This is a genomic window from Pseudarthrobacter sp. HLT1-3, assembly GCF_059383535.1.
The window spans coordinates 120,788-134,826 of the sequence record NZ_JBWZCJ010000003.1 but is presented as its reverse complement, the minus strand read 5'-3'; the positions used below and the strand labels follow the sequence as shown (position 1 = coordinate 134,826).

Sequence of the window (14,039 nt, the reverse complement as noted above, 5' to 3'; positions counted from 1 at the left end):
GGCGTGAAGTTTCTCCAAAACGCGCCCCGCTTCCTCTTCTTCACCGGCAAGGGCGGTGTGGGCAAGACCTCCGTGGCGTGTGCAACAGCGCTCACCCTGGCTAAGGCCCGTAAGAGGGTCCTGCTGGTCAGCACCGATCCCGCATCCAACGTCGGGCAGGTCTTCGGCCTGACCATCGGCAACACCATCACTGCCATCCAGGATGTTCCGGGGCTCTCTGCACTGGAGATTGACCCGGAGCAGGCGGCCGAAGCCTACCGGGAGCGGATCATCGGTCCCGTCCGCGGGCTCCTGCCCGAGGCTGAATTGGTTGGCATCGCCGAGAGCCTCTCCGGATCCTGCACCACGGAGATCGCCTCCTTCGACGAGTTCACCAACCTGCTCACCGACGACGGTTCCTACGCGGAGTATGACCACGTCGTCTTCGACACCGCCCCGACAGGTCACACCATCCGGCTGCTGCAGCTGCCTGGCTCGTGGACCGATTTCCTGGCGGCCGGCAAGGGGGATCCGTCCTGCCTGGGCCCCATGTCAGGACTCGAGAAGCACAAACAGGTGTACGCCCAGGCAGTCCAGGCCCTCACCGACCCGGAAAGGACCCGGCTTGTCCTGGTCAGCCGGGCGCAGACCTCGTCACTGAGCGAGATCGAGCGGACGTATTTCGAACTCAACCAGATCGGCATCGGGGGCGGTTACGTCGTCGTCAACGGCGTCCTGCCGGAAGCCGCCGGTGAGGAGGACCTGGCGCAGGCCCTGCGCGGCAGGGAGGCCGCGGCGATCGCGGCAATTCCCGACGCCGTCGCCGGTCTTCCCCGCGATATCCTGGAGCTGAAGCCGGGCAATATGGTCGGCATTCCGGCCCTTGAGTCCCTGTTCTCGGCCACTTCCGGCGCCGGTATCACTGACGACTCGCTGGTTCCCGAGGTGGAGGACGCCCCGCTGGCTGCCCTGGTGAACGAGGTGGAGCTCGACGGTCACGGCCTCGTGATGTGCATGGGCAAGGGCGGGGTCGGGAAGACCACCGTCGCCGCAGCCCTCGCGGTCGCCCTGGCCAAACGCGGGCATGCGGTCCACCTCACCACCACCGACCCCGCAGCGCACCTCACCGAAACACTGAATACGGCCATCCCCGGCCTGACCGTTTCCCGCATCGATCCGGAAGCAGCCATTGAGGAATACCGGCGCCATGTCATGGAGACCAAGGGCCGGAATTTGGACGATGCAGGACGCGCGGCCCTCGCCGAAGACCTCATGTCCCCGTGCACGGACGAGGTGGCTGTGTTCCGGCAGTTTTCCAGGGTGGTCCAGGAATCCCGCCGGCACTTCGTGGTGATGGACACGGCACCGACCGGCCACACGCTGCTGCTCTTGGACGCCACCGGTTCGTACCACCGCGAGATCTCCCGCCAGGTCGGCGACACCATGGGGATCGTGACGCCGCTGATGCGGCTTCAGGACCCGGCGCAGACCAAGGTTGTTCTCGTCACGCTTGCCGAAACGACGCCCGTGCTCGAAGCCGAAGGTCTGCAGGATGATCTGGAAAGGGCCGGGATCCACCCGTGGGCCTGGGTCATCAACAACTCGATCGCCGCCGCCCACCCGCGGACACCGTTCCTGCGGGCCCGCGCCGCGAGCGAAATCGAGCAGATCACCAAGGTGCACACCCTGACAGACCGGGTCGCTTTGATTCCGTTGCTGCCCGAAGAGCCCATCGGTGAAGAGAAGCTGTCGGCCCTGACCGCCCTCAGCTCCCTGCCTGCCTGACGTGGACCGAGCTGCCTGACGTGGAAAAAGCCCCCGCCGGCACTTCTGCGGCGGGGCTTTGGCGCGGCCGGGCTAGCTGTCCAGGCGCACAGCCAGCAAAGCTTCGATGTCCCGCGCGGTGGCATCCAGCTTGGCGATCGTGTCCCGTTGGATCGCCCGCAGGTACTCGGCATCCGACTCGCCGTCCTGCACCCAGTTCTCGTCACCCGGAGAGTCCATCGCCTGCCGGGTATTGGCGGTTGCCGCCAGGACGTTCTCCAGCATGGCACGCAGCCGGTCCTCGGTGCTGGGAGTTTCGGTGTGCATGGTGTCCTCCATGGTTGCGGTCCTGTCGTGACGCGGGGCGTCGAACTGTGGCTTGGAACTGTGGCCTACAGGGAGGCCAGGAGGCCGGCCGTCTGCTCGATGGCACCGGGGACGAGGGAGTAGTACGCCCAGGTGCCGCGCTTTTCGCGGTGCAGCAGGCCGGCGTCGACCAGGATCTTGAGGTGGTGCGACACTGTCGGCTGCCCCAGATCGAGCGGTTCGGTGAGGTCGCAGACGCAGGCCTCCCCGGCTTCGGCGCCCTTGACGATGGAGAGCAGCCGCAGCCGGTTGGGATCGGCCAGCGCCTTGAAGACGAGGGCCTTCTGCTTCGCCTCCTCAGCGCCCAGGACCGGCACTCCCGCGGGGGCGCAGCAGGATTCATCCGTGACCGGCTCAAGGGTAGGCAGCAAGTTCATGTACCCATTATGCCCTGACATTGACATTCATCAATGTGTAGGCGGCAAGGCCCTGGCACGCCGCCCCGGGCCGGAGGCTAACGGCTGGCTGGTTCGGAACGGTGCGGGAGAACGACGTCGTCCGCGGTGCGGGCCGCTGCCGGGAACAGGACGAGGAGGAGGCCAAGGCCTACCGCCGTGCCGACCAGCTGCGCTATGACGAAGCCCGGAACGGACGCCGGTGCGATGCCGGCGAAGGTGTCGCTGAAGATGCGGCCGACCGTCACAGCCGGGTTCGCGAAGGACGTCGAGGACGTGAACCAGTACGCGGCCCCGATGTAGGCGCCCACCGCCGGCGCGGCGAGGGCGCCGCGGGAGGTGGCGGCGAGCGCGAAAATCAGCAGGACGAGCCCGGCCGTCGCGACCACTTCACCGAGCAGATGCCCCGGGGTGGCGCGCTCCTTGGCGGAGATGGAGGTGCCCACCTCAAACATGGCGTTTGCGAGCACGCTGCCGCTGACCGCACCCGCGGTCTGGGCAACAACATAGGTGCCGAGCTCCGGCAGGGTCAGTCCGGTGCCGCTGCGTCGGCCCAGGATCCAGTCGGCGAGGGAGACCGCAGGGTTGAAATGCGCGCCGCTCACCGGCCCCAGCACCAGGATCAGTACCGTCAGGCCCAGCACCGTGGCGGTGCTGTTCTGCAGGAGCTGCAGGCCAATGTCACCGGGGGAGAGCTGCTGCGCGGCGATCCCGGAGCCGACGACGATGGTCACGAGCAAGCTGGTGCCGAGCAGTTCTGCGACGGCACGGCGCCATAGCGGCGGCTGGTTGAAAGTCATGGAAACAGCTTGACCGAAAGGATTGACTCAGTCAAAATTGAATCAATGGATACTGAGACATTGACCGGTTTTCGGGCGCGGGTGGCCAGGCACGCGGCCCTCGCCGATCCTGCGCGGCTGCGCATCGTTGATCTGCTCACCCTGGGGGATTTCTCCCCGACGGAGCTGCAGGCTGAACTCGGGATGCCGTCCAACCTGCTGTCCCACCACTTGCGCGTGCTGGAAGAGGCCGGGCTGGCAACCCGCCACCGCTCCGAGGCCGACAGGCGCCGCAGCTACCTCCGGCTTGCTGCCGGCGCCCTGGACGGGCTGGTGCCGGCGGCCGGCCGCGGGGCACGCCGCGTCCTGTTCGTCTGCACGCGAAACAGTGCACGCTCGCAGCTGGCCGCCGCACTCTGGCAGCAGGTCAGCGACATCCCGTCGGGGTCGGCGGGAACGCATCCCGCTGACCGCATTGCCCGGGGGGCCATCGAGGTCGCCCGCCGCCACGGCCTGGAGCTTTCCGATATTCCTCCCCGCCAGCTGGACCGCGTGGCGGTGGAGGGGGACTTGATGGTGACGGTGTGCGACAACGCCCACGAGGAGCTGGCCGGACTCGGCGGCGTGCACTGGTCGGTGCCGGATCCGCTGCGCCTGGGCACCGAGGAAGCCTTCGAGCACGCCTTCACTGACATTGCCCACCGCATCAACGACCTCGCGCCGCGCGTCCTGACCGCCTGAACCCGCCGAACCACGGAAATATTGACAACCATCAATCTATTGTCCGATACTCTCTATATCGATCATCTTCAATGTTCCATTGAGCGGTGCGGAGCGGGCACAAAACCTCTACCAGACCTCGGCACACCCACCACCTAACTGATTCCAGGAGAACCCCTTGAGCACCGAAACCGCCAAGAAGCCTTCCGTCCTCTTCGTCTGCGTCCACAACGCCGGCCGCTCCCAGATGGCCGCCGCCTTCCTCACCACCCTGTCCGAGGGCCGGATCGAGGTCCGCTCCGCCGGCTCCCAGCCAGCCGACAAGGTCAACCCGGCCGCCGTCGAGGCCATGGCAGAACTCGGCATCGACATGTCCGCCGAGATTCCCAAGGTCCTGACCACCGAGGCCGTGAAGGAATCCGACGTCGTGATCACGATGGGCTGCGGGGACACCTGCCCGATCTTCCCCGGCAAGCGCTACGAGGACTGGGAACTCGAGGACCCGGCCGGCCAGGGCGTCGAGTCCGTCCGCCCGATCCGCGACGACATCAAGGCCCGCATCGAGGACCTGATCGCCTCCCTCATCCCCGCCGCCAAGTAGGAGCACGACCATGACTGAACAGCTGATCATCATCGGGTCCGGCCCCGCCGGCTACACCGCCGCGATTTACGCCGCCCGGGCCGGCCTGAAGCCGCTCGTTCTCGCCGGAGCGGTCACCGCCGGAGGCGCCCTGATGAACACCACCGAGGTGGAGAATTTCCCCGGCTTCCCCGGCGGCATCCAGGGCCCCGAGCTGATGGACGGCCTCCAGCAGCAGGCCGAGAAGTTCGGCGCCCGGGTGGTGTTCGACGACGTCACTGAAGTGACGCTGACCGGCCACCTCAAGCGCGTGGTCACGGCCGCCGGTGAGACGCACGAAGCGCCTGCCGTCATCCTCGCCACCGGCTCCGCCTACAAGGAACTCGGCCTGCCCGAGGAGAAGAAGTTCAGCGGCCACGGACTCTCCTGGTGTGCAACCTGCGATGGATTCTTCTTCCGCGACCAGGACATCATCGTGGTCGGCGGCGGCGATTCGGCCATGGAGGAAGCGACCTTCCTGACCCGCTTCGGGAAAACCGTCACCGTGGTGGTCCGCAAGGGCGAACTCCGTGCTTCCCGGATCATGGCCCAGCGTGCCAAGGACAACGCCAAGATCAGCTTCGCGTGGAACTCCGCCGTCAGTGCCATCCACGGCGATGCCAAGGTCACCGGCGTCACGCTGACCGACACGCGTACCGGGGAAACCCGGGAACACGGCGCCACCGGCATCTTCGTCGCCATCGGCCACGTGCCGCGCACCGAACTGCTGCACGGCCAGGTGGACCTCGACGCCGAGGGCTACATCAAGGTCGATTCGCCCACCACGGTCACCAACCTCTCCGGGGTCTTCGCCTGCGGGGACGCCGTGGACCACCGCTACCGCCAGGCCATCACCGCCGCAGGCACCGGCTGCGCCGCCGCCCTGGACGCCGAACGCTACCTCGCCGCACTCGCCGACGCCGACAGCATCGCCACTGCCCTCGTCGAGGAACCCACCCACGCCTGACCCCAGCGGACGAGAGGAGGTGAGCTGAATGGATACCGGCTGCTGCACCGATTCGACCTGCACTGACGCCAGCCAGGACTGCTGCGACAACGACCTGGACTGCTGCTGAGCAACTTCAGCGCCGCTTGCCGGTCCGCCAAGGACCGGCAAGCCCCCGCACTGAACCGCCACCCTGCCGGATGAAACAGAGGACACCATGGCTGTACCCCACGACCTTCCCGTAGCTGTCATCGGAGCCGGGCCCGTCGGCCTCGCCGCGGCAGCGCACCTGATCGAACGCGGCATCGAACCCCTGATTCTCGAGGCGGGTCCGACGGCGGGCGCCGCCATCGAGCAGTGGCGCCACATCCGGCTGTTTTCCCCGTGGCAGTTCAACACCGACGCCGCCGCGGTCCGCCTGCTCGCCGCCACCGGCTGGGAATCACCGGAGCCGACGGTGCTGCCCACCGGCGGCGAACTCATCGACCGGTACCTCGCCCCGCTCGCTGCGCTCCCCGCGATCGCGTCCCGCCTGCGCACCGGCGCCCGCGTCGTCGCCGTGACCCGCGCCGGCCTGGACAAGACCCACAGCCGCAACCGCAACACCACCCCCTTTGTGCTCCGGGTCGCACACGCCGACGGAAAAGTCCGCGATTACCAGGCCGCCGGTGTCATCGACGCGTCCGGCACCTGGGCGACGCGCAACCCGCTCGGAACCTCCGGACTGCCCGCCCTCGGCGAGGCCGCCGCCGCCGACAGGATTTCCTCGCCGCTGCCGGACGTCCTGGGCCGGGACCGTGAGACGTTCGAGGGCCGCACGGCGCTCGTCGTCGGCGCCGGACACTCCGCCGCGAACACCCTGATCAACCTCGCCGAACTCGCAGCCCAGACACCCGGGACCAAGATCGTGTGGGCGATCCGTGGCGCATCCGCCGCCAAGGTCTACGGCGGCGGCGACGCCGACGGGCTGGCCGCCCGCGGCCAGCTGGGCAGCCGGCTTCGCCGCCTCGTCGAATCCGGCGCCGTGGAGCTGCACACCGGGTTCGGGATCGCCGCCCTCGCAGCGGCCGGCGGTGCTGTCACCCTGACCTCCACCGACGGCCGCACCCTCGAGGCGGACGTGATCGTGCCGGCGACCGGGTTCCGCCCCGACCTGGACATCCTCCGGGAGCTCCGGCTGGAACTGGACCCCGGCGTCGAGGCCCCGCGTGAGCTCGGCCCGCTGATCGACCCCGAATTCCACTCGTGCGGCACCGTGGAGCCGCACGGCGCCAGGATGCTGGCCCACCCGGAGCAGGACTTCTACATCGTCGGCATGAAGTCCTACGGCCGGGCCCCGACCTTCCTGCTCGCCACCGGCCACGAGCAGGTCCGCTCCGTCGCCGCTGCCCTGGCCGGTGACCAGGAAGCGGCCGACACCGTCCAGCTTGAGCTTCCCGAAACCGGCGTCTGCTCCTCGGACGTTGGCACCAGCTGCGAGGTCCCCGCGGCCGCAGTTGCGGGACTTGTCGCCGAAACTTCCGGCGGCTGCTGTGGAGCGCCCGAACCGGTCCTCGTCGGGTTCCCCACCGGGCTGGCCCACGGCCGCTCCGGCGGGAACTGATCTCCTTCCCCTGCTTTCGCCAATTGACCTCACTGGAGTGCTGCCATGACTGACCACCCTGAACCCGGCCTCGGCCTGCAGGACAATACCGAACTCCTGCACCGGATCAGCGCCCGCCTGGCCGACCGCTTCGCCGGCGTGTTCGCCGCCGAGACGGTCGAACGCTACGTCTTCGAGTCCTACACGGCCCTGGCCCGGACCGCGAAGATCAAGACCTACCTTCCATCCACCACTGAGCACTTCGCCAACGACCGGCTCAACGCCCTGGCCAAGTCCAAGGTCGCCGTCGCCTCCGAGGTCCCTGAGGTGCTGTTCGTTTGTGTGCAGAACGCAGGCCGGTCCCAGATGGCCGCAGCCCTGCTCACCGTCGAGGCCAAGGGCAGGATCCGCGTCCGGTCCGCCGGCTCGCTGCCGGCCGCCGAACTGGACCCCGCCGTCGTCGCGGCGATGGCCGAAATGGGACTGGACCTGACCAGGGAATACCCCAAGCCCCTCACCGACGACGTCGTGCGCGCCTCCGACGTCGTGATCACGATGGGCTGCGGCGACTCGTGCCCGATCTACCCCGGCAAACGCTACGAGGACTGGGAGCTTGCGGACCCGGCAGGGCTGCCCGTTGCGGCCGTGCGGATCATCCGCGACGAGATCCACGACCGGGTCAAGGCACTGGCAGCATCCCTGCTCAACACCCCCGGCTTAGACAAGGAAGAATCACAGCCATGACCCAGACCACGAAAACCCCCAGCGTCTTGTTCGTCTGCAGCAAGAACGGCGGGAAATCCCAGCTCGCCGCCGGACTGATGAACCAGCTCGCACACGGAACCGTCACGGTGCACTCCGCCGGAACCAAACCCGGTAAATCGCTGAACCCCCAGTCCGTGGACTCGCTGGCAGAACTCGGGATCGACATCACCGGCGAACACCCCAAACCCGTCACCGAAGACGTACTGAACGCCGCCGACGTCGTGGTTGTTCTGGGCAACGAGGCAAAAGTGGAAGCCCCGGCGGGCAAGCGGCTCGAGGTCTGGGATACGGACGAGCCCTCCGAGCGCGGCATCGAAGGGATGGAACGCATGCGCCTGGTCCGGGATGACATCAACGCCCGGGTCCAGAAGCTGTATGCGGAGCTCACCGGGAACTGACCGTGCCCGGGGCCGCTCCCACCCGGATCCTCGCCGCGGAGGGTGCACCGCGCGGCGGCCTCGCCGCGCTGTGCATCACCCAGACCACCGGGTGGGGCGTGCTCTACTACGCGTTGATCGCGGCGGTCCGCCCCATCAGCGCGGACACCGGCTGGGACCCCGCCGTGGTGACGGGAGCCTTCTCCGCAGGCCTGCTGGTCTCCGCAGCGGCCGGAATCGCCGTCGGCCGGATCCTGGACAGGGCCGGGCCGCGCGCGCTGATGATCAGCGGATCCCTCGTCGGAGTCCTGGCCCTGGTCCTGGTGGCGCTGGCACCGAACCTGTCGGTGTTCTGTGCGGCCTGGCTGCTGGCCGGCACCGCGCAGGCCGCCGTGCTATATCAGCCCGCGTTCACGGTGATCAGCCGCTGGTACGGACCCGCCCGCATCCGGCCCCTGACCGTGCTCACTCTCGTCGCCGGGTTCGCATCCACCATCTTCGCCCCCGTCACCGCCGCCCTGACATCCGCGTTCGGCTGGAGAGGGGCCTTCCTGATCCTCGCCGGGATCATGGCACTCATCACCGTGCCGCTGCACGCCCGCTTCCTCAACCGGAGCTGGGCCCCTGCCGCCCCCGGCACCCAGGCGACAGCCCGCCACGCGATGGCGCGGAACGTCCGGCGAAGCCGGGAATTCCTCGGCCTGCAGGCGCTCATGGTCCTCCTCTGTCTCGGCCTGTACACCGTGACGCTGAACATCATCCCCCTGCTCATGGAGAAAGGAGCCGACTATGCCACCGCTGCACTCGGGCTCGGTCTCGTCGGCGCCGGACAGGTCGGCGGCCGGCTGCTGTTCGGCGCCATCCCGCCCGGCGCCCGCCTGCCGGTCATCAGCGGAACGGCGGCCTCAGCCGTCCTATTATTGGCGGCGCTGCCCGGCCCGGTCCCGGTGCTGACCGCAGCGGGAATGCTCGCCGGTGCGGTCCGCGGATGCCAGACCCTGCTGCAGGCCACGATCGTCGGAGACCGCTGGGGAACCCAGAGCCTGGGCACCCTGCAGGGAGTCTTCGCGGCCCCGCTGACTGCTGTCACCGCCATCGCCCCGGCTGCAGGCCCCCTGCTGGCAGCCTGGCTCGGCACCTACACGGCGATGGCGTACGCGATGGCGGCATCGGCCGCTGCGGCCGCCATTTTCGCCGCTGTGATGAGCTTGCGGGCGAACCGGCCGCCCGCGATCAGGGGCGGGACCGCGGCGCCCTGAATCGATGCCGGTGCGCTGACAAGCCGGACGCGGCCGGCAACGGCCACAGCCCGTTAAGCGGCCGTTCTCCAGGAGTTTCCACCGCGCTCCGGGCCGGTCTGCAATGAGGCGTAGAGTGCCAGTATCGTGTCCGGCACCAGTCCCAAACACGTGCCGGCGCGAGCAGCCCACCCCAAACTTCACCCAAGGAGTCGACACATGAAGGCATGGCAGTTTACCGGCACGAACAAGCCGCTGGAGCTCAACGAGGTCGCAGAGCCGCACGCGGGTCCGGGACAGGTCGTCGTCGAGGTCAAAGCCGCAGGAGTGTGTCACTCAGACGTCACCGCACTGGACGACGCCGGTTGGATGCCGCTCTTCCCGCACGTCCCGCGCACCATGGGACACGAGAACGCCGGGGTCATCACCGAAGTCGGCGAAGGCATGGAGCAGTGGAAAGTCGGCGACCGGGTGGGCCTGGCCCCCGTGATGGGCGACGGCGATGCCCTCGGCTACGGCAAGTGGGACGGCGGCTTCGGCCCCCGGCTGCTGGCGACCCCGGACAACCTCGTCAAGCTTCCCGACGGAGTCTCCTTCGAACTCGGAGCGATGGCGACTGATGCCGGCCTCACCTCCTACCACGCCATCATGACCGTCGGCGGCGCCAAGGCCGGCATGAAAGTCGGTGTGATCGGACTGGGCGGACTCGGCTACATCGGCGCCCGCGTGGCCGTGCTGGCCGGGGCCGAGGTCTACGGCGCCGAGGTGAATCCCGCGACGCAGAAACTCGCCGACGAGATTGGCCTCGCCGGCGTCGCCGACTCCATCGAGGCGTTCAAGGACAAGGACCTGGACCTCATCGTCGACTACGCCGGATTTGGCACCACCACCTCCGCCGCCATCGAGACGCTTGCCGAGTTCGGCACCCTCGTGCAGGTCGGCATGGGCCGGCTCGAGTCCACGATCAACACCTACCCCCTGATCATCAAGCAGCTCACCATCAAGGGCTCCAAGTCCGGCACTCGGGAAGACCTTGAGGGTATCTACGAGCTGATGAAATCCGGCCAGCTGAACCCGCCCATGAACCTGATCACGCAGGAGGAGATCCCTGGCGCGATCGACAAGCTGCGCGCCGGCGGCGTGGTCGGCCGCTTTATCGCCATGTACGAGTAAAAGGTCCGCCCTGTACGCGTAAAAAGTCACGGTCCGGTGGCCGTCGCAGCACCCGATGAATTCGGCGCCGCGGCGGCCACTGCCCGTTAAGGAGCCACGGGGCCGCCGCCCCCGCCCGGGAAACCGGCCCGGACGCCGTCGGGAATCGTGACCGGACGCCGTCGGGAATCCTGACCGGACAATGTCGGTGATCTAGGGCAGGATAGGTCTGTGAGCACAGCGAACACTGCAGCAGACGCCGAAGCACAGACCCCTTCCGGGGCCGTGCGCGAAGAGTACGAGGTCCTCGTCGAGGAGGTCCGCAAGCACCGCTTCGCGTACTACCAGGAGGACGCCCCGGTCATTTCCGACGCCGAGTTCGACGAACTCTACCAGCGGCTGGAAACAATCGAGGCCATGCATCCGGAGCTGGTGGCCAACGATTCCCCGACCCAGGAGGTGGGCGGCGAAGTGTCCGCGGCCTTTGCCGCCGTCGAACATCTGCAGCGCATGTACAGCCTCGAGGACGTCTTTTCCCTCGAGGAGCTGGAGGCCTGGATCGCCAAGGCCGAAGCGAACATCGCCAAACTCGGCAACGGGACGCCGGCCTGGCTCACCGAACTCAAGATCGACGGCCTTGCCGTCAACCTGCTCTACCGCGACGGTGTGCTGGTCCGGGCAGCCACCCGCGGCGACGGCACCACGGGCGAGGACATCACCCACAACGTCCTCACCATCAAGGAGATCCCGCAGCAGCTCAGCGGGGCCGGCTTCCCGGCGGAGATGGAAGTCCGCGGCGAGGTCTTCATCCCGTCCAAAGCCTTCGCCGAATTCAATGAGGCCCTGATCGAAGCGGGCAAGGCGCCGCTGGCCAACCCCCGCAACGCCGCCGCCGGCTCGCTGCGCCAGAAGGATCCCGCGGAAACCGCCAAGCGCCCGCTTCGGATGTACGTGCACGGCATCGGCGCCCGCGAAGGGCTGGACACGGTCAGCCAGTCCGACACCTACCGGCAACTCGCCGAATGGGGGCTGCCCACCAGCCCGTACTTCGAGGTCCTGCCCGGGCTCAAGAACGTGCTGGAATTCATCACCCGCTACGGCGACAAACGCCACAGCCTCAGCCACGAAATCGACGGCATCGTGGTCAAGGTCGACGACTTCGCCACCCAGCGCGCGCTCGGCTACACCTCCCGGGTTCCGCGCTGGGCCGTTGCGTACAAATACCCGCCCGAGGAAGTCCACACCAAACTGCTGGACATCGCGGTCAACGTCGGCCGCACCGGCAGGGTCACCCCGTACGGCGTGATGGAACCGGTCAAGGTCGCGGGCTCCACCGTGGAGATGGCCACCCTGCACAACCAGGAGGTCGTCAAGGCCAAGGGCGTCAAAATCGGCGACATCGTGGTGCTGCGCAAGGCCGGGGACGTTATTCCGGAAATTGTCGGGCCGGTCCTGGCCCTCCGCGACCAGCAGGACCCGCCGGTCCGCGACTTCGTGATGCCCACCGAATGCCCGGCCTGCGGCACCCCGCTGGCGCCGGCCAAGGAGGGGGACGTGGATATCCGCTGCCCCAACTCCCGGTCCTGCCCGGCGCAGCTGCGCGAACGGGTGTTCCACCTCGCCGGCCGCGGCGCTTTCGACATCGAGGCCCTCGGCTGGGAAGCCGCGATCGCGCTGACCCAGCCGGCCGAGCCGGAAACCGCGCCGCTGACCTCCGAGGCGAACCTGTTCCGGCTCACGCCCGACGACCTCGCCGACGTCCGCATCCGGCGGGAAAAGCGGTCCAAGGGTGTGGCCACCGGTGAGTTCGAGCTGGTGCCGTACTTCTACAGCAAGGGCACCGCCAAGACGCCGTCCAAGCCCACCGCCACCACCGAGAAGCTGTTCCGCGAACTCGAAAAGGCCAAGACCCAGCCACTTTGGCGGGTCCTGGTGGCGCTGTCCATCCGGCACGTCGGCCCGCGGGCCTCCCGGGCCCTCGCGACGGCGTTTGGCAGCATGGACGCGATCCGTCGGGCCTCCGAGGAGGAGCTCGCGCACGTCGACGGCGTCGGGCCGGTGATCGCAGCCGCCCTGACCGAATGGTTCTCCGAGGACTGGCACCGCGAGATCGTGGACAGCTGGGCCGCCGACGGCGTGCGGATGAAGGACGACCGCGACGAGTCCATGCCGAGGACCCTGGAAGGACTGACCGTCGTGGTGACCGGCAGCCTGGAGGGCTTCAGCCGGGACGAGGCGAAGGAAGCGATCCTGGTCCGCGGCGGCAAGGCGTCGGGCTCGGTGTCGAAGAAGACCGACTATGTTGTGGCCGGCGAGAACGCGGGCACCAAGCTGGACAAGGCCGAACAGCTCGGCGTGCCGGTGCTGGATGAGGACGGCTTCCGCGCGCTGCTCGCCAACGGCCCCGCCGACGGCGTTTTGTCCCCCGCCGCGGCCGCGGGGGACCTGGAGGACGCCGGCGACGGTGCTGGTGAGGATGCCGAAGAGGATCACCAGGAAGTGGTGACCGAATGACCGCCGGTGCCCCGGACCGGGCCGCCGGGCTCCCGGCCGAGCTGCTCGACCTTGCGCAGCGGGCCGCAGCGGCCGGTGCCGCGGTCCTGGCCGGCCGGAACGCGGCCGAACTGGATGTCAGCAACAAGGGCGACTCCGGGGACTGGGTCACAGCCTTCGATCTCGCCGCGGAAACCGCAGTCCGGGATGTCATCACGGCGGCGAGGCCGTTCGACACCATCACCGGCGAGGAAGGCGGCACCGTCCTTCCGGCCACGCCCAGCGGCTACCGCTGGTCCATCGACCCGCTTGACGGGACCACCAACTTCATCCGCAACATCGTCTACTACGGCACGTCCGTGGCCGTGGCGGACCCCGACGGCGTCTGGCTGGCCGGCGTCGTGAACGCCCCGGCCCTGGGCCGGAGGTACTACGCGCTCCGCGGCCAGGGGGCCTGGCTCGAGGAAGCGGGCCGGGTGACGCCGCTGTCCGGCCCGGCCGCGGGGCGCACCGGGCAGATCCTGGCCACCGGCTTCAGCTACGACGCGGCCGTCCGCGCCGAACAGGCCTCCGGGCTGGCCAGCATCATGGACGGCTTCGCCGACGTCCGCCGCCTTGGCTCCGCTGCCCTGGACCTCTGCCTTGTGGCGGACGGCACCCACGACGCCTACGGTGAACGCGGCCTGAACGAGCACGACTTCGCCGCCGGCGCCCTGATCGCCGAAGAGGCCGGCTGCTGGGTGCGCCGTCCACGGCTGACCAGCCCGCTGGCCGGCGGCCCCTCCGACGACGAACGCCTCGCGGCCTGGACCTGCGCCGGGACCCTGGAACTCTCGGGCAAGTTCCCGCTCTGACGCCGCGGAC

General features: G+C 68.5%; 14 protein-coding genes. 11 read left to right on the top strand and 3 right to left on the bottom strand.

Annotated features, from left to right (window positions below; genetic code table 11):
• Positions 1–3: 3 nt before the first annotated feature.
• The gene (gene arsA, locus AC50X9_RS03940) at positions 4–1,764 is read left to right on the top strand and encodes an arsenical pump-driving ATPase (protein WP_494890451.1); all 1,761 of its coding nucleotides are present in this window, start codon (positions 4–6) and stop codon (positions 1,762–1,764) included.
• Between the two features lie 72 nt (positions 1,765–1,836).
• On the opposite strand, the gene AC50X9_RS03935 is transcribed toward arsA, so the two are convergent.
• The 3 genes from AC50X9_RS03935 to AC50X9_RS03925 form a co-directional block, all read right to left on the bottom strand.
• The gene (locus AC50X9_RS03935; RefSeq protein ID WP_494890450.1) at positions 1,837–2,070 is read right to left on the bottom strand and encodes a hypothetical protein; all 234 of its coding nucleotides are present in this window, start codon (positions 2,068–2,070) and stop codon (positions 1,837–1,839) included.
• Between the two features lie 65 nt (positions 2,071–2,135).
• Complete coding sequence (locus AC50X9_RS03930; RefSeq protein WP_494890449.1) at positions 2,136–2,486, bottom strand: ArsR/SmtB family transcription factor; 351 nt, start codon at positions 2,484–2,486, stop codon at positions 2,136–2,138.
• A 77-nt stretch (positions 2,487–2,563) separates the two neighbouring features.
• Positions 2,564–3,304 (bottom strand): aquaporin, encoded by a 741-nt coding sequence (locus tag AC50X9_RS03925; RefSeq protein WP_494890448.1) that lies wholly within the window; start codon positions 3,302–3,304, stop codon positions 2,564–2,566.
• Between the two features lie 45 nt (positions 3,305–3,349).
• Here AC50X9_RS03925 and AC50X9_RS03920 point away from each other — a divergent pair, with 45 nt between their 5' ends.
• From AC50X9_RS03920 to AC50X9_RS03875, 10 genes are all read left to right on the top strand, one after another.
• A complete protein-coding gene (locus tag AC50X9_RS03920) occupies positions 3,350–4,024 on the top strand; it encodes an arsenate reductase/protein-tyrosine-phosphatase family protein (RefSeq protein WP_494890447.1) in 675 nt (224 codons plus the stop codon).
• Positions 4,025–4,181: 157 nt separating this feature from the next.
• Positions 4,182–4,604 carry an arsenate reductase ArsC gene (locus AC50X9_RS03915; protein WP_494890446.1) on the top strand — a complete coding sequence of 141 codons (423 nt, stop codon included), beginning with the start codon at positions 4,182–4,184 and terminating at the stop codon, positions 4,602–4,604.
• A gap of 10 nt (positions 4,605–4,614) precedes the next feature.
• On the top strand, positions 4,615–5,589 hold the full coding sequence (gene trxB / locus AC50X9_RS03910; RefSeq protein WP_494890445.1) for a thioredoxin-disulfide reductase: 975 nt from the start codon (positions 4,615–4,617) through the stop codon (positions 5,587–5,589).
• A 196-nt stretch (positions 5,590–5,785) separates the two neighbouring features.
• Positions 5,786–7,171, top strand: a complete 1,386-nt coding sequence (locus AC50X9_RS03905; protein ID WP_494890443.1) for an FAD-dependent oxidoreductase — start codon at positions 5,786–5,788, stop codon at positions 7,169–7,171.
• Between the two features lie 45 nt (positions 7,172–7,216).
• Positions 7,217–7,894: an arsenate reductase ArsC gene (locus AC50X9_RS03900; protein WP_494890441.1), complete on the top strand. Its 678-nt coding sequence runs from the start codon at positions 7,217–7,219 to the stop codon at positions 7,892–7,894.
• Complete coding sequence (locus AC50X9_RS03895) at positions 7,891–8,313, top strand: arsenate-mycothiol transferase ArsC (RefSeq protein WP_494890439.1); 423 nt, start codon at positions 7,891–7,893, stop codon at positions 8,311–8,313. The genes AC50X9_RS03900 and AC50X9_RS03895 overlap by 4 nt, the downstream gene beginning before the upstream one ends.
• A 2-nt stretch (positions 8,314–8,315) precedes the next feature.
• Positions 8,316–9,551: an MFS transporter gene (locus AC50X9_RS03890; protein ID WP_494890437.1), complete on the top strand. Its 1,236-nt coding sequence runs from the start codon at positions 8,316–8,318 to the stop codon at positions 9,549–9,551.
• Positions 9,552–9,749: 198 nt separating this feature from the next.
• On the top strand, positions 9,750–10,703 hold the full coding sequence (locus AC50X9_RS03885) for a zinc-binding dehydrogenase (RefSeq protein ID WP_494890435.1): 954 nt from the start codon (positions 9,750–9,752) through the stop codon (positions 10,701–10,703).
• Between the two features lie 210 nt (positions 10,704–10,913).
• Positions 10,914–13,196, top strand: a complete 2,283-nt coding sequence (gene ligA / locus AC50X9_RS03880; RefSeq protein ID WP_494890433.1) for an NAD-dependent DNA ligase LigA — start codon at positions 10,914–10,916, stop codon at positions 13,194–13,196.
• Positions 13,193–14,029, top strand: coding sequence for an inositol monophosphatase family protein (locus AC50X9_RS03875; protein WP_494890432.1), 837 nt, complete (start codon positions 13,193–13,195; stop codon positions 14,027–14,029). Before ligA ends, AC50X9_RS03875 begins: the two co-directional genes overlap by 4 nt.
• Positions 14,030–14,039: the final 10 nt, after the last annotated feature.